Annotated in this window: 22 protein-coding genes and 1 pseudogene; 11 read left to right on the top strand and 12 right to left on the bottom strand. The window is 61.0% G+C overall.

Annotation, left to right across the window (positions count from 1 at the left end; all coding sequences use genetic code 11):
• The 8 genes and pseudogenes from FTO60_RS12020 to tldD all read right to left on the bottom strand — a co-directional run bounded on the left by FTO60_RS12020 (position 1) and on the right by tldD (position 9,098).
• A complete protein-coding gene (locus FTO60_RS12020; protein ID WP_148056181.1) occupies positions 1 to 1,005 on the bottom strand; it encodes a lysylphosphatidylglycerol synthase transmembrane domain-containing protein in 1,005 nt (334 codons plus the stop codon).
• Positions 1,006 to 1,203: 198 nt separating this feature from the next.
• Positions 1,204 to 1,827, bottom strand: coding sequence for a 3-oxoacid CoA-transferase subunit B (locus FTO60_RS12015; protein WP_148056180.1), 624 nt, complete (start codon positions 1,825 to 1,827; stop codon positions 1,204 to 1,206).
• The gene (locus tag FTO60_RS12010) at positions 1,824 to 2,537 is read right to left on the bottom strand and encodes a CoA transferase subunit A (RefSeq protein WP_148056179.1); all 714 of its coding nucleotides are present in this window, start codon (positions 2,535 to 2,537) and stop codon (positions 1,824 to 1,826) included. The genes FTO60_RS12015 and FTO60_RS12010 overlap by 4 nt, the downstream gene beginning before the upstream one ends.
• A gap of 81 nt (positions 2,538 to 2,618) precedes the next feature.
• Positions 2,619 to 5,221 (bottom strand): annotated as a pseudogene (gene topA / locus FTO60_RS12005) (type I DNA topoisomerase).
• A 127-nt stretch (positions 5,222 to 5,348) separates the two neighbouring features.
• Complete coding sequence (gene dprA / locus FTO60_RS12000) at positions 5,349 to 6,494, bottom strand: DNA-processing protein DprA (RefSeq protein ID WP_148056178.1); 1,146 nt, start codon at positions 6,492 to 6,494, stop codon at positions 5,349 to 5,351.
• A 179-nt stretch (positions 6,495 to 6,673) separates the two neighbouring features.
• A complete protein-coding gene (locus tag FTO60_RS11995) occupies positions 6,674 to 7,156 on the bottom strand; it encodes a hypothetical protein (protein WP_148056177.1) in 483 nt (160 codons plus the stop codon).
• Positions 7,153 to 7,482 carry a hypothetical protein gene (locus tag FTO60_RS11990; protein WP_148056176.1) on the bottom strand — a complete coding sequence of 110 codons (330 nt, stop codon included), beginning with the start codon at positions 7,480 to 7,482 and terminating at the stop codon, positions 7,153 to 7,155. The genes FTO60_RS11995 and FTO60_RS11990 overlap by 4 nt, the downstream gene beginning before the upstream one ends.
• 194 nt (positions 7,483 to 7,676) lie before the next feature.
• Positions 7,677 to 9,098: a metalloprotease TldD gene (tldD, locus tag FTO60_RS11985; protein ID WP_148056175.1), complete on the bottom strand. Its 1,422-nt coding sequence runs from the start codon at positions 9,096 to 9,098 to the stop codon at positions 7,677 to 7,679.
• Positions 9,099 to 9,300: 202 nt separating this feature from the next.
• Between tldD and coxB the strand changes: the two genes are divergently transcribed.
• The 10 genes from coxB (at position 9,301) to FTO60_RS11935 (ending at position 18,285) form a co-directional block, all read left to right on the top strand.
• Positions 9,301 to 10,155: a cytochrome c oxidase subunit II gene (coxB, locus tag FTO60_RS11980; protein ID WP_254696797.1), complete on the top strand. Its 855-nt coding sequence runs from the start codon at positions 9,301 to 9,303 to the stop codon at positions 10,153 to 10,155.
• Between the two features lie 106 nt (positions 10,156 to 10,261).
• Positions 10,262 to 11,197 (top strand): heme o synthase, encoded by a 936-nt coding sequence (gene cyoE / locus FTO60_RS11975; protein ID WP_148056174.1) that lies wholly within the window; start codon positions 10,262 to 10,264, stop codon positions 11,195 to 11,197.
• The gene (locus FTO60_RS11970; protein WP_148056173.1) at positions 11,197 to 11,403 is read left to right on the top strand and encodes a hypothetical protein; all 207 of its coding nucleotides are present in this window, start codon (positions 11,197 to 11,199) and stop codon (positions 11,401 to 11,403) included. The genes cyoE and FTO60_RS11970 overlap by 1 nt, the downstream gene beginning before the upstream one ends.
• Complete coding sequence (locus FTO60_RS11965) at positions 11,400 to 12,005, top strand: cytochrome c oxidase assembly protein (RefSeq protein WP_148056172.1); 606 nt, start codon at positions 11,400 to 11,402, stop codon at positions 12,003 to 12,005. The genes FTO60_RS11970 and FTO60_RS11965 overlap by 4 nt, the downstream gene beginning before the upstream one ends.
• Positions 12,006 to 12,056: 51 nt before the next feature.
• The gene (locus FTO60_RS11960) at positions 12,057 to 12,857 is read left to right on the top strand and encodes a cytochrome c oxidase subunit 3 (RefSeq protein WP_148056171.1); all 801 of its coding nucleotides are present in this window, start codon (positions 12,057 to 12,059) and stop codon (positions 12,855 to 12,857) included.
• Between the two features lie 101 nt (positions 12,858 to 12,958).
• Positions 12,959 to 13,633: an SURF1 family protein gene (locus tag FTO60_RS11955; RefSeq protein ID WP_148056170.1), complete on the top strand. Its 675-nt coding sequence runs from the start codon at positions 12,959 to 12,961 to the stop codon at positions 13,631 to 13,633.
• Between the two features lies 1 nt (position 13,634).
• The gene (thrC, locus tag FTO60_RS11950; protein ID WP_148056169.1) at positions 13,635 to 15,023 is read left to right on the top strand and encodes a threonine synthase; all 1,389 of its coding nucleotides are present in this window, start codon (positions 13,635 to 13,637) and stop codon (positions 15,021 to 15,023) included.
• Complete coding sequence (locus FTO60_RS11945) at positions 15,020 to 16,285, top strand: pitrilysin family protein (RefSeq protein WP_148056168.1); 1,266 nt, start codon at positions 15,020 to 15,022, stop codon at positions 16,283 to 16,285. The genes thrC and FTO60_RS11945 overlap by 4 nt, the downstream gene beginning before the upstream one ends.
• A complete protein-coding gene (locus FTO60_RS11940; protein ID WP_148056167.1) occupies positions 16,285 to 16,869 on the top strand; it encodes a GNAT family N-acetyltransferase in 585 nt (194 codons plus the stop codon). Before FTO60_RS11945 ends, FTO60_RS11940 begins: the two co-directional genes overlap by 1 nt.
• Positions 16,870 to 16,875: 6 nt before the next feature.
• A complete protein-coding gene (locus FTO60_RS11935) occupies positions 16,876 to 18,285 on the top strand; it encodes an FAD-binding oxidoreductase (protein ID WP_148056166.1) in 1,410 nt (469 codons plus the stop codon).
• A gap of 24 nt (positions 18,286 to 18,309) precedes the next feature.
• On the opposite strand, the gene FTO60_RS11930 is transcribed toward FTO60_RS11935, so the two are convergent.
• Genes FTO60_RS11930 through FTO60_RS11920 form a run of 3 tightly spaced genes read right to left on the bottom strand, consistent with a single transcriptional unit; the run spans position 18,310 to position 20,394 of the window.
• Complete coding sequence (locus FTO60_RS11930) at positions 18,310 to 18,840, bottom strand: adenine phosphoribosyltransferase (RefSeq protein ID WP_148056165.1); 531 nt, start codon at positions 18,838 to 18,840, stop codon at positions 18,310 to 18,312.
• Positions 18,841 to 18,856: 16 nt separating this feature from the next.
• Positions 18,857 to 19,528, bottom strand: coding sequence for a DUF2927 domain-containing protein (locus FTO60_RS11925; protein WP_148056164.1), 672 nt, complete (start codon positions 19,526 to 19,528; stop codon positions 18,857 to 18,859).
• Positions 19,525 to 20,394, bottom strand: coding sequence for an S-methyl-5'-thioadenosine phosphorylase (locus FTO60_RS11920; protein ID WP_148056163.1), 870 nt, complete (start codon positions 20,392 to 20,394; stop codon positions 19,525 to 19,527). Before FTO60_RS11920 ends, FTO60_RS11925 begins: the two co-directional genes overlap by 4 nt.
• Positions 20,395 to 20,589: 195 nt before the next feature.
• On the opposite strand from FTO60_RS11920, the gene FTO60_RS11915 reads away from it, so the two are divergent.
• Positions 20,590 to 22,254: a SulP family inorganic anion transporter gene (locus tag FTO60_RS11915; RefSeq protein WP_148057141.1), complete on the top strand. Its 1,665-nt coding sequence runs from the start codon at positions 20,590 to 20,592 to the stop codon at positions 22,252 to 22,254.
• On the opposite strand, the gene FTO60_RS11910 is transcribed toward FTO60_RS11915, so the two are convergent.
• Positions 22,255 to 23,133, bottom strand: coding sequence for a LysR family transcriptional regulator (locus FTO60_RS11910; protein ID WP_148056162.1), 879 nt, complete (start codon positions 23,131 to 23,133; stop codon positions 22,255 to 22,257). It lies immediately after the preceding gene.
• Positions 23,134 to 23,155: the final 22 nt, after the last annotated feature.

The following is a 23,155-nucleotide window of genomic DNA, read 5'->3' as shown; positions in this document are numbered from 1 at the left end:
TCAGCTTTCTGATGCGGTGCGGGTCGAGATGCGTTCGGCCAAGGGAAAGACCAAAAGGCCGATAACGATTGCAAACCAAAGGGTTGTGACGCGGATGATGGCCGTGGCGGGCACAGAGACTTCAAGCGGGATACCTTCGAGTGCGAGGAGCGCGACCATCGCCGCTTCGGCCCCGCCAACACCGCCCGGTGCGCCGGTAAGGCCGCCTGCGAGGGTCGAGAATGTGAAGATCGCCAGCGCCATGAAAAAGCCGATGTCGGCCCCCATCCAGACGAGAAGCAGATGAAACGCATAGCCTTCTGCCGCCCAGCCGATCAGGCCAAGGGCAAGGGCGCCGGTGACGATTGGCGTTGTGGTAAAGGCGCGCAGGGACCGCGCCGCCGTGCGGACACGGGCAAACAAGCGCGGAAACAGGCCGGTGCTGCGATAGGTCAGCGTCGTGAGGGTGGCCAGCAGACTGGGGCGCGTGGCGATAAAGGCGGCTGTCAGCGCGAGTGCCGCGACGGGCAGGGCAAAGGCGATGCCACCCGTGCCGAATGCCAGCCCGATGGCAAGGATCACGGCCATTGCCGCCAGATCCGAGGCCCGATCCATCAGCACCAGCGGGGCCGTGCGTTCCACCGCCCAGCCAGTTTCGCGCTTGAGCCAGCGCATGCGGATCAGCTCTCCGACGCGGGCGGGGGTGACGGACATGGCAAATCCGCCAAGGAAATGGCGCGTGTCCTGCACCAGCGTTGTTGGCAGCCCAAGGCGGCGGGCGAACATATGCCAACGAAGCGCGCGAAACAGGTAGTTCACCAGTGACAGCGCCAGCAAAATCGCGATTTGCAGCCCTGTGATGCGGGTCAGCTGCGCCTTGGTTTCTTCCCAGCCGGTGGCATAGGCAAGGCTGGCAAGACCGGCGATGACGAACCCGAAAAGGACCGCCAAAAGCGCGATATCACGCCAACGACGCGCCTTTTGCGGGCGTGTTGCGGGGATCGGGACCGGATCTGTGCTGCTCATTATCATTGACGCCCGTTTAGCGACAGAATGGGGCAAGAATATGGAGTTGTTGCCACTTCGGAAACGGTTTTTTAGCCAATCAAGCGGAGGCGCTGCCGCGCCACAGTTTATAAGGGCGCGTTGTGGATGATCATGCCAGATTTAGCGTCCCGTCGGTGGCCTCGCAGCCTCCGGCGGGAGTGTTTTTGAACAGAAGAACTAGACGATTGTGGCGTCGGTCGCGGCGCGCAAGTCGTCCTCGGAGACGCCTTGGGCGCATTCGACGATCTTGAGGCCGCCTTCGACCACGTCCAGCACGCCAAGGTTGGTGATGATCCGGTCGACGACCCCCTTGCCGGTCAGCGGCAGGGTGCATTCTTTCAGCAGTTTGCTGTCGCCGTGTTTGTTGGTGTGGTCCATCACGACGATCACGCGGCCCACGCCAGCGACCAGATCCATCGCGCCGCCCATGCCTTTGACCAGCTTGCCGGGGATCATCCAGTTGGCGAGATCGCCGTTTTCGGCTACTTCCATCGCGCCAAGGATCGCCGCGGCGATCTTGCCGCCGCGGATCATGCCGAAACTGGTGGCGCTGTCGAAATAGGCTGTGCGTCTGAGTTCGGTGATGGTTTGTTTGCCCGCGTTGATCAGGTCGGCGTCTTCGTCGCCCTCCAGCGGAAACGGGCCCATGCCCAGCATGCCGTTTTCCGATTGCAGGGTGATGTCCTTGTCGCCGACATAGTTCGCCACCAGCGTCGGGATGCCGATGCCAAGGTTCACATACCAGCCGTCTTGCAGTTCTTCAGCGGCGCGCTGCGCCATTTGATTGCGGTCCCACATTATGCTGTCCTCACGGTGCGTTGCTCGATCCGTTTTTCGTGATCACCTTGGATAATGCGATGCACATAGATGCCGGGCAGGTGGATTGCATCTGGGTCAAGGCTGCCTGTCGGCACGATTTCTTCGACCTCGACAACGCAGGTCTTGCCGCACATGGCGGCGGGCGGGTTGAAGTTGCGCGCGGTCTTGCGGAACATCAGGTTGCCGGTTTCGTCGGCTTTCCACGCTTTGACGATGGCAAGATCGGCAAAGATGCCGTTTTCCATGATGTAGGTCTCGGGCGCGCCGTCAGGGCCCGTGGGGAAATCCTTGTGTTCCTTGCCGTCGGCAATCACGGTGCCAACGCCGGTTTTCGTGTAGAACCCCGGGATACCACAGCCGCCTGCGCGCATCCGTTCTGCCAGCGTGCCTTGGGGGTTGAATTCCAGCTCAAGTTCGCCGCTCAGATACTGGCGCATGAATTCGGCGTTTTCGCCAACATAGGAGCTGATCATCTTTTTCACTTGCCGGGTCTGCAACAGGATGCCGATGCCAAAATCATCGACGCCCGCGTTGTTGGAGGCAAATGTCAGATCCTTGGTGCCAGCGTCCTTGATGGCCGCCAGCAGCAATTCGGGAATGCCGCACAGGCCAAAGCCGCCTGCCGCGATGAACATGCCGTCATGAAGCAGCCCATCAAGGGCGGTTGCGGCATCGGGATATATTTTTTGCATGAAGAGCCCCTCGCATCGGTTCGCACCGTTGTTGCGTCCGACGCGGGGAGAGTCAATGAGATTGCTGCGCTGCAGCGGGCGTTATTTGGCCGTAGACTTCGCCTTGGCGACAGTTTTTTTAGCGGCGGGTTTCTTGGCGGTGGCCTTCTTTTTCGGGGCCGCCTTCTTGCGCGTGCCCTTTTTCGCCGCCTTTTCGGCGATCAGGTCAACCGCCTGTTCCATTGTCACGGCCTCGGGGTCGCTGTCCTTGGGAAGGGTCGCGTTGATCTTGTCCCATTTCACGTAGGGGCCATATTTGCCTTCCATGATCGCCACGGGGCCGCCATCGGGGTGTTCGCCCAGATCATGCAGGGTTTTGGCCGCACCGCCGCGTCCGCCGCGCGCGGCGACCTTTTCCGCGAGCAGCTGCACGGCGCGGTTCATCCCGACGGTAAATACCTCGTCCAGACTTTCGAGGTTGGCGTTGGTTCCGCCCCGTTCCGAGGTGCTTTCGGCGTGTTTCAGGTAGGGGCCATAACGGCCGATATTGGCCCAGACATTCACCCCGTCTTCGGGTGGGGGCCAATCAGGCGGGGCAGGGACAGCAGTTTGACGGCTGTTTCAAGGTCCACCTCTTCGGGGGGCCATTCCTTGGGGATGGACTGGCGCGGCGGCTTCTTGTTGTCGTCGCTGACCTCGCCGCGCTGGGCGTAGGGACCAAAACGGCCCTTGTGGATCCAGATTTTATCACCCGCATCTTCGCCAAGCAGTTTTCCTTCGGGCGGGATGCCGGCCGCGTCATCGCCGCCGGGGGGGCCAAATGCGCGGGTGTAGCGGCATTCGGGATAGTTGGAACAGCCGATGAAGGCACCACCCGATCGCGCCGTGCGCATCGACAAGCGCCCCTCGCCGCAGTTGGGGCAAAGGCGCGGGTCGGACCCGTCTTCGTTGGGTGGAAAGATATGCGGCGCCAGAACGTCGTTGATTTTTTCCAGCACGTCGGTGATGGAATTATCCATCGCCTCGTCGATTGTGACTTTGAAGTCGGCCCAGAAATCGGCGAGAAGCTTCTTGTAATCCGCATCGCCCGCGCTGACGTAATCCAGTTCTTCCTCAAGGGAGGCGGTGTAATCGTAGCCCACATATTTGCGGAAATAGTTGGTCAGGAAGGCCGTGACCAGCCGCCCCTTGTCCTCGGGGATGAGGCGGTTCTTTTCCTTGCGCACATAGTCGCGGTCCTGGATGGTCGTGACGATCGATGCGTAGGTGGACGGGCGGCCGATACCCAGTTCTTCCATGCGTTTGACCAGCGTCGCCTCGGTATAGCGGGGCGGTGGTTGGGTGAAATGCTGTTCCGGCGTGACCGATTTCTTGGTCATCCCTTCGCCCGTGGCCATCTGCGGCAGGCGCTTGTCATCGTCATCGACCACATCATCGTCGCGGCCTTCCTCGTAGACGCGCAAGAACCCGTCAAATAGCACAACCTGACCTGTGGCGCGCAGTTCCACCTGCCCGTCAGCGCTGGCGATATCGACGGTGGTGCGTTCCATCCGCGCCCCCTCCATCTGGCTGGCGATGGTGCGCTTCCAGATCAGGTCGTAAAGCTTGCGCTGGTCCGGGTCGGCGATTTTCGCCTCGCTCGCGTCTTTGGACAATTCCGTCGGGCGGATACATTCGTGGGCTTCTTGCGCGTTCTTGGCCTTGTTTTTATAGACCCGCGCACTGGCTGGCACATAGTCGGCGCCGTATTTTCCCTTGATCGCATCGCGCGCGGCGGTGACGGCTTCGGGCGCCATGTCAATGCCGTCGGTCCGCATGTAGGTGATCAATCCGGCCTCGTATAAGCGCTGCGCGGCATTCATGGTCATGCGTGCGCCAAAGCCGAATTTGCGGCTGGCCTCTTGCTGCAGGGTCGAGGTCATGAAAGGGGCTGACGGATTGCGGTTGGCTGGTTTCGCTTCGACCGATTTGACCGTCAGGTCGCGGGATTTCACCGCCGTTTCCGCCATTTCCGCCTGTGTCGCATTTTCGATGCTGAATTTTTCCAGCTTTTCGCCGGCAAGCAGGGTCAAGCGTGCCTCGACCGTCTGACCGCGGGGCGTGTCGAGCAGGGCTTTGACGCTCCAGTATTCGCGGTTGTTGAAGGCTTCGATTTCCATCTCGCGCTCGACGATCAGGCGCAGGCAGACCGATTGCACGCGGCCCGCGGATTTCGCCCCGGGCAGGCGGCGCCATAGCACGGGCGAGAGTTTGAAACCCACCAGATAGTCCAGCGCGCGGCGGGCCAGATAGGCGTCGACCAGGGGTTGATCGACCTGGCGGGGGTTTTTCATCGCCTCGGTCACGGCGGCCTTGGTGATGGCGTTGAACACCACACGACTGACGGGCGTATCCTTCTTGATGGATTTGCGTTTGCGCAGGGCTTCTTCAAGGTGCCAGCTGATCGCTTCTCCCTCGCGGTCGGGGTCGGTGGCGAGGATCAGGTTGTTATCTTTGGCCAAGGCATCGGCGATGGCCTTGATGTGCTTTTTGCTGTCGCTTGCGACTTCCCACTGCATCTCGAAATCGTGATCGGGATCGACGCTGCCATCCTTTGGGGGCAGGTCGCGCACATGACCGTAAGACGCCAGAACAGTGTAGTCATCGCCCAGATATTTGTTGATTGTCTTGGCCTTGGCCGGGGATTCAACGACAACGACTGGCATGGGAATCCTTCATAAACGAACAGGGGCACTGGCGCGGCAACATGTGGGGGGGCATGCGGGATTGTCAACGGCCCTTGTGCAACTTGCCTGCCAAGTGGCGCAAATCATTGGGCCTGTGGCCCGGTGTTCAGTTGACCCGCGACAGCAATCCGCCGGGCTGGCGCAGGATCTTGCCATCAAGTTCGAGGTCCAGAAGAACCGGCGCGATTTCCGTCGCGGGGCGGGCCAAATCACGGATCAACTGATCTTCGGCCAGAGGCGAGGGACCAAGCTGCGACAGGATGCGGTTGTGCAGTTTCGCTGTGTCGCGCAGGCTGGGTTTGTGTGGTGCGGCGGGGGCAGCCGGGGCCAATGGCAGTTCCGCTGTCTGCGGTTCTGCAAGGGGGGCAAGGGCGTCAATCACGTCCTGCGCGCCCCGCACCAATGTCGCGCCGTCGCGCAGCAACATGTTGCACCCCGATGCGCGCGCATCAAACGGGTGGCCCGGCACCGCCAGCACATCGCGCCCTTGGTCCAGGGCGTTGCGCGCGGTGATCAGGCTGCCGGATTTTGCAGCGGCTTCGACCACGACAACGGCCTTGGCGAGGCCGGAAATGATCCGGTTGCGTGCGGGAAAATGCCGCGCCTGGGGTTGTGTGCCCATCGGTTGATCGGACAGCCGCAACCCGCGCAGGGCAATCTGGTCGGCCAGATCGCTGTTTTCGGCGGGGTAGACTACATCGACACCGCCGGCCTGCACCGCGACCGTGCCGCCATCAAGGGCCGCAAGGTGGGCCGCGGCATCAACGCCGCGCGCCAAGCCAGAAACAACGACAAAGCCCGCCGAGGCCAGATCGGCGGCCAAATGCTTGGTCATCCGTGTCCCCAGCGACGACGCATTGCGCGCGCCGACCATCGCGATCAGCGGGCGTTTGAGCAGGGCGGTATTGCCGATGCACCACAAAATGGGTGGCGGGCTGTCGATGTCGGCCAAATGGGTGGGGTAGTCGGGATCGCCGATGCAAAGCATCCGCGCCCGGGCCCGGCGCGCGGCCTTCATTTCGGCCAAAACGACCCCTTCGGGACAAATTTCATAATCTGTGACGCCAGCGGCGCGGGCAACCTCGGGCAGCGCATCAAGGGCGGCGCGCGCGGTGCCGTGTTCGGCCAAAAGGCGGTAAAACGTCACGATCCCAACGCGACGCGAGCGCAACAGACGAAGCCAGTTCAGCCGATCATCTTCCGTGGTGGGTGGGAGTGGGGGGTGAGTGGAAGAAAGTCGTTCTTCGGTCATCTCCTGTCCTCCGCCTGTTGCAGAATCAGGTTTAGACCTTCTGGGTTAACGAGAGGTGAAGACGCGCAATACCGCCAATTATTTGAATTGCACCATCCCGCAGCGCACGAAAAAATCGGCGATTTCGGATATGGAAAACGTATGGAAAGCGTATGGGAACCATAAGTATAGGACCCCTATCAGAGTGATGTGCACGCGGTAGCGTCTGTCGCGTCCTGATCCAGCGGCACCAAGAGTGCTGCCGGGGCGAGCCAGCGCAGAAATATCCAGTACAAACCGCCCATAAGAGCCCCGCCAGGGGCCATGAATTCAGGAGATTCCAGAAACATACCGCAAAGCAGACCGATCACAGCGCCGGCAAGCGTCGAGACAAGCCATCCAGCATATCCCCGGGCCATCGCAAGAATTGACAGCGGAACTCCGACCAACAGCCCGGCCCAAGAAACAGGCGGCGAAAGAGTCAGGAGAATTCCGAGTAAATATGCTGGCGTGGCAAAGTTGGGCGGCGTGTCGCTACCCCCGAGAATAACAGCGATAAGCGTTAACAAGGCCCCGCCAACAGGAACGATCAGAAACACCAAGGTCACGAGCGCCACATAGACCATCGGGGCCACATACCGCTGCCCGCCGACGGGGGTGTTGATCGCGGGCCAGCGGGTCATGGGGTGGCCAGCGGTGTTGGTTGGGTGGCGGGGATGCCGATGACGGCGGGATGCAGCATACGGATTGTGGCCCAATAGATCAGCCCAAGCAGCAGGCCTGCGATGGCGATGGGAAGGTCAGTGGCGGGGCTGGAAATGTCGCGCAGTTCGATGTCAGTGCCGACCTTTGTCAGAAAACCTGTGAAATAGCCTGTGTAGAAACCGACAATGGCTGCAACGCCCCATCCGGCGCGGCCAGTGCGCGCAAGGTAATTGCTAATCGGGATCAGGACGAGAAGCAGGATCCACGAGAACAGGAACGACCCTATGAGGGTTGCAGCGGCCATTGCGGTGGCGCTGTATGCGGTGCTGCCCGGGACAAAAAGCGCCTCGTTTACGGTCCAGAGGCCGCGACCAAGAATCGGGCCGCCAAGCACGACGGCGAGGCTACCTGTGACGACTGGCCAGCGTGCGAGTCGGAGTCCGCCGCTGTGGGCAAACCCTGCCGGATTGGTGCGCCAGACTGGAAGGCGCGCCGTTATCAAGCCGCCGCGCCACCCACGGTCAAGCCGCCGATCATCAGACTGGGCTGGCCGACACCTACGGGCACCCATTGGCCTGCCTTGCCACAATTGCCGATGCCGGGGTCGAGCGCCATGTCGTTGCCGATGCCCCGGATTTGTTTCATCGCCGTGGCACCATCACCGATCAGGGTGGCGCCTTTGACGGGTGCGCCGACCACCCCGTTCTTGACGCGGTAGGCTTCGGTGCAGCTAAAGACAAACTTGCCATTGGTGATATCGACCTGTCCGCCACCAAAGCCGACCGCGTAAATCCCGTCCTTGAGGTCAGCCACAAGGCTGGCCGGATCGGTATCACCGCCCAGCATGTAGGTGTTGGTCATGCGCGGCATCGGGATATGGGCGAAACTTTCGCGCCGTCCGTTGCCGGTGGGGGCGACTCCCATCAGGCGGGCGTTCTGGCGGTCCTGCATATAGCCGACCAGCTTGCCGTCCTCGATCAGCACGTTTCTGGCCGATGGTGTGCCTTCGTCATCGACGGTGATGCTGCCACGCCGATCGGGGATCGTGCCGTCATCCAGCACCGTCACACCTTTGGCGGCCACCTGCTGGCCCATCAGGCCGGCGAAGGCACTGCTGCCTTTGCGGTTGAAATCGCCTTCCAGCCCGTGGCCCACGGCCTCGTGCAGCAAGATACCGGGCCAGCCGTTGCCCAGAACCACATCCATCACACCGGCAGGGGCGGGTTCGGCGTCAAGGTTCACAAGGGCGATACGCAGGGCCTCGCGTGCGACAGGTTCCCAAGCCTCGCGCCCGATCAGACCGATCAGGCCCGCACGGCCACCGCCGCCCATGCCACCGGATTCGCGGCGTCCGTCCTGTTCGACGATGACGTTGATGTTTACACGGGACATCGGGCGGATATCGGTCACCACCGTGCCTTCGGGGCGCAGGATCACGACCTCTTGGTGCGCGGCGGCAATCGTCGCGCTGACCTGCACCACGCGGGGATCAAGGGCGCGGGCAAAGGCATCAATCTCGCGCAGGACGTCGATTTTCGCGGGAAAGGTCGTTTCGGTCAGGGGGTCGCTGTCGGTGTAGAGCTTTTGATTGGTGCGGGGCGGGGCATCGGCCAGCGTGCCGCCGCCTTGGCCCACGGCCAGGCGGGCGGTCGCCACGGCGCGGCGCAGGGCATGTTCGTCCAGAGTGGTGGAATGCGCATATCCCGCGGTTTCACCACGCACGGCGCGCAGGCCGAATCCCTCGGAGGCGTCATAGCTGGCGGTCTTGACCCGCCCATCGTCGAAAGCCAGGACTTCGGCGCGGCGACGCTCTAGAAATAACTCCCCGTCATCGGCCCCGGCGACCGCTTCGCGCAGCAATGACAGGGCCGTATCTTGGTCAAGATTCGTGTCAAATGGGCGAAAAGGGTCGGTGTTCATGGGGCGGTTTCCTTGTTTGAGCTTTGATCTAGGTCAAAAAGCGTCCGTTTGCCGCAACTCGGGTTCTTGAGTTACTGCCCACGATATGGGATGACCGCTTATGGATACAACGGGATTCCGTGCCGGGGGCGGCAATGCGCCTTTCGCGGAGAACTCACGACAGGTGCCGCAGGGCACCATCAAAGCAGGGTATGATATGCGAATGACCAATTTCGTCACCAAGCTCGGGGCCGCAGCAGGCACCGCACTTTTCGCCACGGGTGTGGCGGCTCAGACCGCCATCGAGGATCTGGAAATCGTTGGCGCGCCGACAGACGGCGAAATGGGCTTTCAGCCCGCGGCCACGGAACTGGCCCGCGATGTGCAATGGCTCGACGGGATGCTGCTGGTGATCATCACGCTGATCACGCTGTTTGTCACCGGGCTGCTGGCCTTTGTGATCCTGCGCTACAACCGGCGCGCCAACCCGACTGCGGCAAGCTTTACCCATAACTCGCCTCTGGAAGTGGCCTGGACGATCGTTCCGGTTGTGATTCTTGTGTTTATTGGCGCGTTTTCCTTGCCCGTCCTGTTCAAGCAGCAGGAAATCCCCGAGGCCGATATCACCATCAAGGTGACCGGCTACCAGTGGTATTGGAGCTATGAGTATCTGGATGAAGGCGTGTTTTTTGAAAGCTACATGATCGGCTATGGCGAGGGGAACCTGAACGAGGGGATTTCGGCGCAGCTGGCCGAGGCTGGCTATTCTGACGATGAATTCCGCCTTGCGACCGACAATGCCGTGGTCGTGCCGATCGGTGCGACGGTGGTGATGCAGGTGACGGGTGCGGATGTGATCCACTCGTGGACGATCCCGGCGTTTGGCGTCAAGCAAGATGCGGTGCCCGGGCGTTTGGCGCAACTGTGGTTCGCGGCGGAACGCGAAGGTATCTACTTTGGCCAGTGTTCCGAACTTTGCGGCAAGGATCACGCCTTTATGCCCATCACCGTCAAAGTCGTCAGCCAAGAGGTATATGATGCCTGGTTGGCTGGCGCGCAGGAAGAATTCCCTGCCTGAAGGGGTGGGTGGGTCAAGACCCACCTTACCCGCAGTCCTGTAAGGTGGGTGGTCACCCACTTTTTTTCGCAAGGTGGGTTTCAACCCACGCCCCGATAGGAACACCATGACAGACGCAAGCCTGCCAGAGACAAAGCAACAGGAGGCGCAGATGGGCGACTATTTCGCCCTTCTCAAGCCGCGTGTGATGTCTTTGGTCGTGTTCACGGCGCTGGTCGGTCTTTTGGTCGCGCCCGTGGCGGTGCATCCCTTCATCGGCTTTGTGGCGGTGCTATGCATCGCGGTGGGGGCCGGGGCATCGGGTGCTCTCAACATGTGGTGGGACGCGGATATCGATGTGCTGATGAAGCGCACGGCAAAACGTCCGATTCCGTCGGGGCGCGTGCAACCGGGAGAGGCCCTGGCAATTGGCCTGGCCCTGTCCGGCTTTGCGGTGATCCTCTTGGCGCTGGCGGCAAATTTCCTTGCCGCTGGTCTGCTGGCCTTTACGATCTTTTTCTACGCGGTCGTCTATTCCATGTGGCTGAAACGCGCGACACCCAACAATATCGTCATCGGCGGTGCGGCGGGGGCCTTTCCTCCGATGATCGGCTGGGCCGTTGCCACGGGCGGCGTGTCGGTCGAAAGCGTGCTGATGTTCGCCCTGATCTTCATGTGGACGCCACCGCATTTCTGGGCGCTTGCCCTGTTCGTCAAATCTGATTACGGCGATGCGGGCGTGCCGATGCTGACCGAAACGCATGGCCGCCGCGTCACCCGTAATCATGTGCTGGGTTATACGATTGCGCTGGTGCCTGTGGCGCTGGGCATCGCCTTTACGTCGATTGGTGGGCCGGTCTATCTGGCCACGGCCCTGGTCTTGAATGTGTGGTTTCTGAAGGGCGCCTATGACATCTGGCGCCGCGTTGAAACGGACGCCGAGGCGGACAATTACGCCCTTGAAAAGCGCGTGTTCAAAATCTCGCTTTATTATCTTTTTCTGCACTTTGGTGCGCTTTTGGCCGAGGCAGCGTTAAAGCCTTGGGGTTTGGGAGGCTGGTAATGGCAATTCGGGTTGAACATGAAATCCATCAGCGCCGCCGCGGTCGCAACCTTGGCGTGTTCGTTTTGCTGATCGGCCTGATCGCGATCGTCTTTGGCTTGACCGTCGTCAAGGTGACGAACGTGGAAAACATCGCGCAGATGGAACGTTTTGACCATGTGGTGCGCCCGCAGCTTGAGCCCGCCCCCGAGGGAGGCGCGCAATGATCCTGCCCCAAATTCAAGGCCCCAAGCGCACGCTGGTGCAGACTGTGGCGGTTGTCTTGTTGATGGGTGGCCTCGCCTGGGCCTCGGTGCCGTTTTATGACTGGTTCTGCCGCGTCACCGGTTTTGGTGGTGCAACGAACGTCGCCGAAGCGGGCAGCGATACGGTTCTTGATCAGACGATCACGATCCGTTTTGACGGGAGCCTTGAACGCGACATGCCCTGGACCTTCAAACCGGTCGAGCGGGAAATGACCCTGCGCATCGGCGAAACAGGCCTGGCCTTCTATGAGGCAAGCAACCCGACCGATAAGCCCATCGCCGGGCAGGCATCCTATAATGTCACCCCCTACGAGGCCGGCGGATTTTTCGACAAGATCGAATGCTTTTGTTTCACCGAGCAGGTGCTGCAACCGGGTGAAACCGTGCTGATGCCCGTGACCTTCTTTGTGGACCCTGCCATCGTCGATGACCGCGAAGGGCAGTATGTCCACACGATCACGCTCAGCTATACATTCTACCAGATCGACCTGCCCGAAGATGACACGCAGGCCGCACTTGCCCCTTTGACACCGGCGGAGACACCCGCCATAGATTTGAACTAACGACCAAGCCCGAATGAATGGGCCCCGCACTTGGGACAGAGGAAGACCAACATGGCGCACGAAAAGAACCACGATTATCACATCCTGAACCCCTCGATCTGGCCACTGCTGTCGGCGCTGGGCGCGTTCATCATGCTGTTTGGCGCTGTCATGTGGATGCAGGACAACGGCCCGTGGATGTTTCTGATCGGTTTTGTCGGCGTGCTTTACTGCATGTATGGCTGGTGGGCTGACGTGATTGTCGAAAGCGAAGTGGGCGATCACACGCCGGTTGTCCGCATCGGCCTGCGCTATGGCTTTATCATGTTCATCATGTCCGAAGTGATGTTCTTTGCCGCCTGGTTCTGGAGCTTTTTCAAACATGCGCTTTACCCGATGGGCCCGGAAAGCCCGCTGGTTGACGGTGTCTGGCCGCCCGCAGGGATCGAAACGCTGGACCCGTGGCACCTGCCGCTGATCAACACGCTGATCCTGCTGTGTTCGGGGGCTGCGGCAACCTGGGCGCACCACGCGCTTGTGCATGAAAACAACCGCCGTGATATCAAGCACGGCCTGATCCTTGCCATTGGGCTGGGCGTGATCTTTACGGTGTTGCAAGCCTATGAATACAGCGAAGCAAGCTTTGGTCTTGCGGGCAATATTTACGGCGCAAACTTCTTTATGGCGACAGGTTTCCACGGTCTGCACGTGATCATCGGCACGATCTTTTTGACCGTCTGCCTGTTGCGCGTCTATGCGGGTCACTTCACCCCCGAAAAGCATATCGGCTTTGAAGCCGCCGCCTGGTATTGGCACTTTGTTGACGTGGTCTGGCTGTTCCTTTTTGCCTCGATCTATGTCTGGGGTTCCTAAGACGGCTGACAGGGGTTGACCCTTTGCCAGCTTTGCACAAGACCTGAGACGCGCGAGATCCCCTCGCGCGTTTCGCATTTCAACAGCGGAGTGATCCCCGTATGGCGCGTTTGATCTTTCCAATTATCCTTGGCCTTGGTGGCATCGTTGTCCTGCTGTTTCTCGGATTCTGGCAGCTTGATCGGCTTGGCTGGAAAGAGGGTATTCTGGCCGACATCAATGCCCGCATGACCGCTGCGCCGGTTGCAATTCCCGCTGACCCGAACGAAGCGGATGACGAATATCTTGCGGTGAATTTTGCCGGTGTTCCGGTCGGCGATGAACTGCATGTGCTGACGTCGGGGACAGCCCAGGGGACGGGCTACCGCGCCATCACCGCCCTGCAACTTGATGATGGGCGGCGCATTCTGCTGGATCAGGGATTGATCGCGCTGGAGGCCAAGGACGCGCAGCGCAGCTTTGCGGCGCTTGAAGGGACGGGCAATCTGGTTTGGCCAGATGATGTGAATTCATCGACACCTGCACCCGACCTTGACAAGAATATCTGGTTTGGGCGCGATGTGGAGGCGATGGCCGCCATCCTTGAAACCCTGCCGATCATGGTGATTTTGAACAACGCAACCGGATTGGATGCACGGGTCGCGCCCTTGCCCGTTGACTCTGCCGGAGTCAAAAACGATCACCTGAACTACGCGATAACGTGGTTTTTGCTGGCTATCGTCTGGGCCATCATGACCCTGTTTTTGATCACGCGCATCCTGCGCAACAAGGATTAAGATGCAATACATTTCGACCCGCGGGCAGGCGCCCAAGCTGACGTTCGAACAGGCGATGATGACGGGCCTTGCGCGGGACGGCGGGCTTTACGTGCCTGAAACGATCCCGACCGTGTCGGCGGATCAGATCGCCGCGATGGCAGGGCAATCCTACGAGGATATCGCGTTTAGGGTGATGCGCCCGTTTATCGGTGATACCTTTACGGATGCCGAATTTCGCGCGCTGATCGATGCGGCCTATGGCGGTTTCGGCCACGCGGCGCGCGCGCCCTTGGTGCAACTGGCCCCCAATCATTTCCTGCTGGAATTGTTCCACGGCCCTACTTTGGCCTTCAAGGACTTTGCCATGCAGTTGATCGGCCAGATGTTTCAGGCGTCGCTGTCACGCTCGGGCGAGCGGATCACGATTGTCGGAGCGACTTCGGGTGATACGGGGTCAGCGGCAATCGAGGCGTTCAAGGGGCTGTCCAACGTTGATGTGTTCATCCTGTTCCCGCACGGGCGGGTATCGGACGTGCAGCGCCGCCAGATGACCACGCCGCCGCAGGCCAACGTTCACGCATTGGCCGTCGACGGGGATTTCGACGATTGCCAAGCGGCCCTGAAGGATATGTTCAACGATTTCGCCTTTCGTGACGACGTCCGCCTGGCGGGTGTGAACAGCATCAACTGGGGTCGTGTCCTGGCGCAGGTGGTCTATTATTTCAGCAGTGCTGTCAGCCTTGGTGCGCCGCACCGCAAGGTCAGTTTTACTGTGCCAACGGGCAATTTCGGTGACATCTTCGCAGGCTACATCGCCAAGGAAATGGGCCTGCCGATTGACCGACTTGTCATTGCCACGAACCAGAACGATATCCTGCACCGCACCTTGCAAAGTGGCGAGCAGATCAAACAGGGCGTGATTCCCTCGATCAGCCCGTCGATGGATATTCAGGTTTCGTCCAACTTTGAACGCGCATTGTTTTATGCCTACGGTCAGGATGGTGCTGTGGTTGCGCAGCAGATGGATGATCTGAAGGCGAAAGGCGGGTTCCAGATCAGCCAAGGTGCCTATCAGATGCTGCGCGACACCTTTCGATCGGGCCGCGTATCCGAGGAGGAGACGCTGGCGACCATCGGCGGGCAAGTGGGCGTGACCAATGAAATCTTCTGCCCGCATACGGCCGTTGGCGTGCGGGTTGCCAATGATCATTTGGGCAGGGTGCCAATGATCACACTGGCCACCGCCCATCCGGCCAAATTCCCCGATGCGGTCGAAAAGGCCACGGGCACCCGCCCCGCGCTGCCCCCTCATATGGCCGACCTGTTTGACCGCGATGAACGGGTCACCCGCGTTGCCAACGACCTGTCCGCCCTGCAAGCCCTCATCAAAGAACGGATCACCGCGTGAGCGTGCAACTTCATACCCTGTCCAACGGTCTGCGGATCGTCACCGAACATATGCCCGGCCTGAAATCCGCCTCCCTCGGGATTTGGGTCAACGCGGGCGGGCGCAATGAAACCGTGCAGCAAAACGGCATCGCGCATTTCCTTGAGCATATGGCGTTCAAGGGCACCAAGACCCGCAGTGCCCTGCAAATCGCCGAAGCCATCGAAGACGTGGGCGGCTATATCAACGCCTATACCTCGCGCGAGATGACGGCCTATTACGCGCGCGTCTTGCAAGATGATGTGCCGCTGGCCCTGAATGTGATTTCCGATATCCTGCTGAACCCGGTCTTTGACCCGGCCGAGATCGAGGTCGAACGCGGCGTGATCCTTCAGGAAATCGGGCAGGCACTCGATACGCCTGACGATATCATCTTTGATTGGCTGCAAGAGGTCGCCTATCCTGATCAACCCATCGGTCGCACGATCCTTGGGCCAGCCGAAAGGGTCAGCGCCTTTAACCGCGACGATCTGGCCGAATTTGTGCGCACCAACTACCAGCCCGGCCAGATGATCCTGTCCGCCGCCGGTGCCGTCGATCACGATACAATCGTCAAACGGGCCGAAGAATTGTTTGGCCATCTGGATGCCGGCCCCGCGCAGGCGTTGATCGTGCCCGCTCAGTTTCAGGGCGGCGAGCGCCATGAGTTCAAATCGCTTGAACAGGTGCACTTTGCCCTCGCGCTGGAAGGCCCGGCCTATAACGATCCCGAAATCTATACTGCACAGATATATGCCACGGCCCTTGGTGGCGGCATGTCCTCGCGGTTGTTTCAGGAAGTGCGCGAAAAGCGCGGGCTGTGCTACACGATCTTTGCGCAGGCCGGGGCCTATGCCGATACCGGCATGACGACGATCTATGCGGGCACTTCGGCGGATCAGATCGGCGATCTGGCCACCATCACGATGGATGAAATCAGGCGTAGCGCCGATGACATGCGCGCCGATGAGGTTGCGCGCGCCCGGGCGCAGATGAAAGCGGGGCTGCTGATGGGGTTGGAAAGCCCGTCAAACCGCGCCGAACGCCTGGCGCGGATGGTGTCGATCTGGGGGCGGGTGCCGCCGCTGGAAGAGGTCATCGCGCGGATCGATGCAGTGACGACGGGTGATGTCAAAAGTTTCGCCACCGATATGGCGACACGGTCGGGCGCGGCCTTGACCATCTATGGTCCGACCAAGGCAACGCCTGATCTGGCAAGTCTGCGCGAAAGGCTCGCCGCCTGATGCTGCGTCCCAAACGCAAAGTCCGCATTGAGACCGAACGGCTGACACTACGCCCGCCGGTCCATTCGGATTTTCGCAGTTGGGCGGCCTTGCGACAGGCCAGCGTCGATTTTCTGACACCGTGGGAACCGGCATGGGCCGCTGACCACCTGAGCCGCAAGGCCTTTACCAACCGGGTCTATTGGGCGCAGCGGTCAATCAGTAGCGGCACCGCCGTGCCGCTGTTCCTGATCCGGCGCGACGACGACGTGCTGTTGGGGGCAATCACGCTGGACAATATCCGCCGTGGCCCCGCGCAGGCGGGCACGACCGGTTACTGGATTGGCGAACCTTATGCGCGCCAAGGCTATATGCGCGAGGCGATCGGTGCGGTCGTGCATCATGCTTTTCAGATCCTGGACCTAAGCCGGATCGAGGCCGGGTGCCTGCCCGAAAACACCGCATCGCGCAGCCTGCTGGAAAAATGCGGTTACAAATACGAGGGCGTTGCGCAAAGCTACCTCCAGATTAACGGGCGCTGGCGCAATCATGTGCTTTACGCCAATCTGCGCAGCGACAGGCGCGGCAAAACGGATGTGGGGTAAGCCAGCATGTTGAACGGCGTGACCGCAGAGTTCGAGGCGCATTTGCGCGCGCAACTGCCGACTGCCACGTTTCGCACCGACAGCGCACCCTATCTGCAAGAGCCGCGCGGGCGCTGGTCGGGGCAGGGGCTGGTGCTTGCGCCCGCCAGCACGAGCGAGGTCTCGCAGGTTGTCAAAGCCTGTGCGCAGGCACGGATCGGCGTTGTGCCTTATGGGGGCGGCACAGGTCTGGTTGGCGGGCAGTTGCAACCCGACGGCCCTGCGCCAGTCGTGCTGTCACTTGAGCGGATGACGGCGATCCGTGCGCTCTATCCGTCCGAAAATGTCATGGTCGTTGATGCTGGGGTGATCCTGGCCGATATCCACCGCGCGGCGGCCGAGGTTGACCGAATGTTCGCGCTTTCGCTCGCCTCGGAAGGATCAGCACGCATTGGCGGGCTGCTGTCGACCAACGCAGGCGGCGTGAACGTGCTGCGCTATGGCAATGCGCGTGCGCAGTGTCTGGGGCTGGAAGTCGTGCGCCCCGATGGCACGGTCTGGCAGGGTCTTTCACGGCTGCGCAAGGATAATACCGGCTATGATTTGCGCGACCTGATGATCGGGGCGGAAGGGACGCTGGGGGTGATCACGGCCGCGGCCCTGCGTTTGGTGCCGGTGCCTGCGCAGGTCGGGGCGGCGGTTTTTGCCGTGCGCTCGCCGCAGGCGGCGCTGGAACTGCTGGCGCTGGCGGGTGCGCAGCTTGGCGATACGATTTCTGCCTTTGAACTGATGCACCGCCAGGGCCCGGATTTCCTGTCCGAAGTCGGGCCGGATGTGGCGCTGCCCTTTGTCGATCAACCCGACTGGATGGTGCTGATTGATCTGGGCTTGCCGCGCGGGGTGTCGCCGGACGCCGCCTTGGGCGATCTTTATGCCGCTGCCGACAGGGCCGGGCTGGTCACGGACGGGGTGATTGCGCAGTCGCTGGCGCAGCGCGCGGCATTCTGGGCCCTGCGCGAAAACATCCCCGAAGCGAACCGCCGGATCGGATCGATTTCGTCCCATGATATTGCGGTGCCGCTGTCCTGTATCCCCGATTTCATCGCACAGGGTGGCAAGGCCCTGGCGGCGCTTGGGGATTTCCGGATCAACTGTTTCGGCCATCTTGGCGATGGAAATCTGCACTACAATGTCTTTCCGCCAAAGGGATTGTCGCGCGGCGATTTCCAAGACCGCCGCGATGCCATCAAGGCGACCGTGCATGATCTGGCGCATCGATTTGGCGGTTCCGTAAGCGCCGAACACGGGATCGGCCGCTTGAAAGTGGATGATCTGGAACGCTACGCCGACCCCGCCAAGCTGGAGATGATGCGCGCGATCAAGGCGGCACTTGATCCGCAGGGCATTATGAACCCGGGTGCGGTGCTGCGCGGCTAGCGGCGCAGGCCGGCCAAGAGCGTCTCAGTCGCCGTCAAAGGCGCACAGGGCATGCACGTCCATGCCCAGTTTTTCCAGACGCGCGCGACCGCCCAGATCGGGCAGGTCGATTACAAAGGCGCAGCCGATCACTTCAGCGCCAAGCCGTTCGATCAGTTTGATTCCGGCCTCGGCGGTGCCACCGGTTGCCAGCAGATCATCGACCACCAGCACCTTTGCGCCCGCGTCCAGTGCATCGTCGTGCATTTCCATCACCGCTTCGCCGTATTCCAGCGCATAGGCCTGCTGAATCGTCTTGCCGGGCAGTTTGCCTTTCTTGCGGATCGGCACGAAGCCTTTGCCAAGCTGGTGCGCGATCGCCCCGCCAAGGATAAAGCCGCGCGCCTCGAGCCCGATCACCACGTCGATATCCGCGCCCGCATATGGGTGCAGTAGCTGATCAACGGCAATCCGGAATCCGCGCGCATTGGCAAACAGGGTTGTCACATCGCGAAACATGATCCCCTCGTGGGGGAAGTCGGGGATCGTGCGGATATAGTCTTTGACGGTTTTCATGGGCTGTCCTGCGGGGTCAATTGCTGTTGGAATAGTGGCGCGCGATGGCCATTCGGTCCTGGGGGCCAAGTTTGCGCACTGAATTGGAGTCTTCGGAGAAGATCGAGCGGTCGTTGTAGAACGGATTGCGAATATCGGTCAAAAGCCCAAGGCCTTGGGTGAGTTCTTCGAGCATGATTGAATCGGCTTCGTCCAGCGGGATGTCACTGGCAAAGACGATCACGGCTTCGGTGATTTCAAGGCCGTTATTCCACCAGACCTGCACGATTGCGGCCCCGATTGGCACGCCCTCGAGTTCGTGCACGCCGATACCGGTGATGTCGTCACCTGCCACGATGTCTTGCAGATAGATCGAGATATCGGCGCTGGCGGATTTGTAGGTCCGGCGCAGTTGGATCGTGCCAGTGGTGTTGTTGAGCTGCTGGATCGCCCGATCAAGCGAGAACGACAGGGCGCGTTCCAGCCTGGCCGGATAGGTTGCGGGCACCGGTTGAAAGGCGACGGTGATCGCCTCGCCGTTCTGGGGCACCCAGCGCACATATGGCGCCTGACATTCGCCGCCCGGTCTGGCACCGCAGGCGACGGTATTGTAGAAATCATCGTCCGTCAGGGGGCCGTTGCTGGCAATGAATTCCTGCGCCGAAAGGGGCAGCGCAATGGCGATCAGCAGGGCGGCGAGATATTTCACAGCACCCGCCCCGCCACCGCGTCCAGTTTGCTGACAAGCGCCGGGTCGCGTTTGTCGGGCGCTGTCATGATCGCGTGCTCAAGGGCCCGGTCGCAGCCGCAAGGGCAGTCGGTGCGTGCGCCCCCAAGCAGGGCGGGCAACTGGCTGATCAGGCTGCGCCCGTTGGCGGCGTTTGCGCCGAGGGTGGCGATAATGTCGCTGATGTCGACTGCGCCGTGATCGGGGTGCCAGCTGTCAAAATCGGTGATCATCGCAACCGATGCGTAACAAATTTCGGCCTCGCGGGCGAGCTTGGCTTCGGGCATGTTGGTCATGCCGATCACATCACAGCCCCAGTCCCGATACATCCTGGATTCCGCAACGCTTGAGAACTGCGGCCCTTCCATCGCCAGATAGGTGCCACCGCGATGGGCGGTGATGTCCGCTGATGTGGCCGCGGCCGAAAGCAAGTCGCCCAGGCGGACACAGGTCGGCTGGGCCATGCTGACATGGGCCACACATCCCGACCCGAAAAATGATTTTTCGCGGGCGATGGTCCGGTCGATGAACTGGTCCACGATGACAAAGTCGCCGGGCGGCATGTCTTCGCGAAACGATCCGCAGGCGCTGACGCTGATGATATCCGTCACGCCCAGCCGTTTCAGCGCGTCGATATTCGCGCGGTAGGGCACGGTTGACGGCGCGTGGACATGCCCGCGCCCGTGTCGCGGCAAAAACGCCATGTCGACCCCGTTCAGCCTGCCTGTCAGGATTTGATCTGACGGCGCCCCCCACGGGCTTTCGACCGTGCGCCAGGTTGCCCCGCGCAGTCCCTTGATATCGTAAACACCTGATCCGCCGATGATTCCGATGATCGTCTGGGGCATGTTGGTGTCCTCTCGCGCATAGGTTGCCCGCAGTTTGGCGCGCGTCCGTTCAAATGAAAAGTGGCCAAGGTGCAAAAATGACGTGTGATGCCAGCAACACCGTGCAAAGCGGTGGTCAAGGCGCGTGACATTGCGCCGCGCGCCCGATAGGTGAGGGCCAAATCCGTAAAACAGGTGATCCCTTTGCCCAAAGCCATGCTCGCGGCCTTTGCCGAACGTCTTGATGCCCACGATCTGAAACCCACGACCAAGGGGCTGACGCCGTCCGTGCTGCGCATCGAAATCCTGTCGGGCCTGACAGTCGCGCTGGCACTGGTGCCCGAGGCTGTCGCCTTTGCCTTTGTCGCCGGTGTGCATCCCTTGGTCGGGCTGTATGCGGCGTTTATCGTCGGGTTGATCACAGCGCTGATCGGTGGCCGTCCGGGGATGATTTCGGGTGCCACGGGGGCGCTGGCGGTTGTGATGGTCAGCCTTGTGGCGCAGCACGGCGTTGAATACCTGTTTGCCACGGTCATTCTGATGGGGCTGATCCAGCTTTTCGTTGGGGTGATGCATTGGGGACGGTTTATTCGCCTCGTGCCGCATCCGGTCATGCTGGGCTTTGTGAACGGTCTTGCGATCGTGATTTTTCTGGCACAGCTTGGCCAGTTTCAGGTGCCCGGATCGGCCGAGGGCGGCGGTCACGGCATGGCCAGCGGCGAATGGCTGACGGGCGCGCCGCTGTTCCTGATGCTGGCGCTTGTGGCGCTGACGATGGCGATCATCTGGATCATGCCGCGGATCACCAAGGTCGTGCCGGCGCCCTTGGCCGGGATCGGGATTGTCGCGGCGATTGTGATCGGCTTTGGACTGGAGGTGCCGCGTGTCGGCGATCTGGCTTCGATCAGCGGCACGTTCCCGCCGTTCCACATGCCTTTCAGCTTTGGCGGAGCGGGCGGCTTCGGCCTTTATGGTGATTTGCTTGCGCCGTTCAATTTGGAAACGCTATATATCATCGCGCCCTACGCCGTAATTCTGGCGGCGATTGGCCTGATTGAAAGCCTGCTGACCCTGAACCTTGTTGGTGAAATGACCGGCAAGCGCGGCGGGGCGTCGCAGGAATGTATCGCCCAAGGGGTCGCAAACACCGTGACAGGTTTCTTTGGTGGCATGGGCGGTTGTGCGATGATCGGCCAGTCGATGATCAACGTGAAATCGGGCGGGCGCACGCGCGTCGCCGGTATCGTTGCGGCGCTGTTCTTGCTGGCCTTTATCCTGTTCGCCAGTGGCCTGATTGAACAGATCCCTCTGGCCGCGCTGGTGGGTGTGATGTTCATGGTGGTGATCGGCACATTTGCGTGGAATTCGCTGAGGATCATGCGCAAGGTGCCGCTGACGGATGCCTTTGTGATCGTGTTGGTCACGGTCGTGACGGTCTGGACCGATCTGGCTACGGCCGTGGTGGTTGGCGTGATCGTCTCTGCGCTCGCCTATGCCTGGAACAACGCCCAACGCATCCATGCGGTCACTCGCGAAAGCGCATCTGAAAAAGGGGCCAAGGTCTATGAGATCGAGGGGCCGCTGTTTTTTGGGTCGACCGATGGTTTCAATGAAATCTTTGACGTCGAGAATGACCCCAACACCGTGATCGTGGATTTTAATCGCAGCCGTGTTGTTGACCAATCGGCGCTACAGGCGATCGAAGCCATTGCCGGGCGCTATGAAGATGCAGGCAAGCAAATCCGCCTGCGTCATTTGTCGCGTGATTGCCACAAGCTGCTGTCAAAGGCCGGCCACCTGATGGTCGATAGCGACGACGATCCAGACTATGAAATCGCTGTCGATTATTCGGTGCGCACGGGCGTCTTGGGCGGCCACTGATCAGGCTGTCAGAACGTCGATCAGGCGGCGCGTTGTCGTGGCTGGATGGCGCGCCGGCGGCGTTTCAAGCACCAGCGCCTTGCCGGTCGCAACTGTCTGTGGGAACGGCTGGCACAGGCTGCCATCATCCAGCGCGTGTTGCACAAGGCTTGCGTGGCCCATCAACACACCCGCGCCCGCCTTTGCTTCGTCAAATGCGATCGCGTAAAGTGAAAACTGTGGGCCGCCCGACAGTTGCGTGCCTGTCAGGCCCGCAGCATTGCCCCAAAGCGGCCAATCCCCGGCCCAGCTTTGATCATGCAGCAAGGTCTGGCGCATCAGATCTTGCGGTGTGCAGATTTGCGCAGCAAGTGCGGGGGCGCAGACCGGAAAGATGGTGTCATTTTCCACAATGACTTTGCCCTGTGCGCCGGTCTGGTCGCGAATGAACAGGCTGGCGTCGAATAATTCGCGCGCGAGGTTGGGCGGCGTTTCCGTCACCGTGACCGAGATTTGCACATCGGGCAGGGCCGCACGGATGGCGCGCAGCCGTGGCGACAGCCACAGTTGCGCAACGCTCGGCATGGCGGCGATATGCAGGGTCCGGTGGCGGGCGGTATGGCGCAGATCGCGCACGGCGTGTCCCAATGCGTCAAAGGCAGCGCCAAGGGTCGGGACCAATGCCTTGCCGGCCGCCGTCAGCGACACCCCCTGCGCGTGGCGTTGAAACAGGGCGACCTGCGCCCAATCCTCGAGCGTTTTGATCTGTTGCGACACGGCACCGGCTGTCACGCAAAGCTCTTCGGCGGCGGCGCTGAAACTGCCAAGCCGGGCGGCAGCCTCGAAGGCGCGCAGGGCATTGAGCGGCGGTCCCTTCGGGCGCATGGGTGAGACGGACATATATTACCCCTAGAAAATCTAA

Source organism: Octadecabacter sp. SW4 (assembly GCF_008065155.1).
GTDB lineage: Bacteria > Pseudomonadota > Alphaproteobacteria > Rhodobacterales > Rhodobacteraceae > SW4.
Note: the sequence above shows the minus strand (reverse complement) of the source record. Positions and strands in the feature narration are given on the sequence as shown.

Coding starts and splice junctions, on each gene's coding strand:
- cyoE (WP_148056174.1), top strand. CDS start 10,262: ATGACAGACGCAAGCCTGCCAGAGACAAAGCAACAGGAGGCGCAGATG.
- coxB (WP_254696797.1), top strand. CDS start 9,301: ATGACCAATTTCGTCACCAAGCTCGGGGCCGCAGCAGGCACCGCACTT.
- FTO60_RS11915 (WP_148057141.1), top strand. CDS start 20,590: ATGCTCGCGGCCTTTGCCGAACGTCTTGATGCCCACGATCTGAAACCC.
- FTO60_RS11935 (WP_148056166.1), top strand. CDS start 16,876: ATGTTGAACGGCGTGACCGCAGAGTTCGAGGCGCATTTGCGCGCGCAA.
- FTO60_RS11910 (WP_148056162.1), bottom strand. CDS start 23,133: ATGTCCGTCTCACCCATGCGCCCGAAGGGACCGCCGCTCAATGCCCTG.
- FTO60_RS11995 (WP_148056177.1), bottom strand. CDS start 7,156: ATGACCCGCTGGCCCGCGATCAACACCCCCGTCGGCGGGCAGCGGTAT.
- FTO60_RS11955 (WP_148056170.1), top strand. CDS start 12,959: ATGGCGCGTTTGATCTTTCCAATTATCCTTGGCCTTGGTGGCATCGTT.
- FTO60_RS11990 (WP_148056176.1), bottom strand. CDS start 7,482: ATGGCCGCTGCAACCCTCATAGGGTCGTTCCTGTTCTCGTGGATCCTG.
- tldD (WP_148056175.1), bottom strand. CDS start 9,098: ATGAACACCGACCCTTTTCGCCCATTTGACACGAATCTTGACCAAGAT.
- FTO60_RS11960 (WP_148056171.1), top strand. CDS start 12,057: ATGGCGCACGAAAAGAACCACGATTATCACATCCTGAACCCCTCGATC.
- FTO60_RS11920 (WP_148056163.1), bottom strand. CDS start 20,394: ATGCCCCAGACGATCATCGGAATCATCGGCGGATCAGGTGTTTACGAT.
- FTO60_RS12020 (WP_148056181.1), bottom strand. CDS start 1,005: ATGAGCAGCACAGATCCGGTCCCGATCCCCGCAACACGCCCGCAAAAG.
- FTO60_RS11970 (WP_148056173.1), top strand. CDS start 11,197: ATGGCAATTCGGGTTGAACATGAAATCCATCAGCGCCGCCGCGGTCGC.
- dprA (WP_148056178.1), bottom strand. CDS start 6,494: ATGACCGAAGAACGACTTTCTTCCACTCACCCCCCACTCCCACCCACC.
- FTO60_RS11940 (WP_148056167.1), top strand. CDS start 16,285: ATGCTGCGTCCCAAACGCAAAGTCCGCATTGAGACCGAACGGCTGACA.
- FTO60_RS12010 (WP_148056179.1), bottom strand. CDS start 2,537: ATGCAAAAAATATATCCCGATGCCGCAACCGCCCTTGATGGGCTGCTT.
- FTO60_RS11930 (WP_148056165.1), bottom strand. CDS start 18,840: ATGAAAACCGTCAAAGACTATATCCGCACGATCCCCGACTTCCCCCAC.
- FTO60_RS11965 (WP_148056172.1), top strand. CDS start 11,400: ATGATCCTGCCCCAAATTCAAGGCCCCAAGCGCACGCTGGTGCAGACT.
- thrC (WP_148056169.1), top strand. CDS start 13,635: ATGCAATACATTTCGACCCGCGGGCAGGCGCCCAAGCTGACGTTCGAA.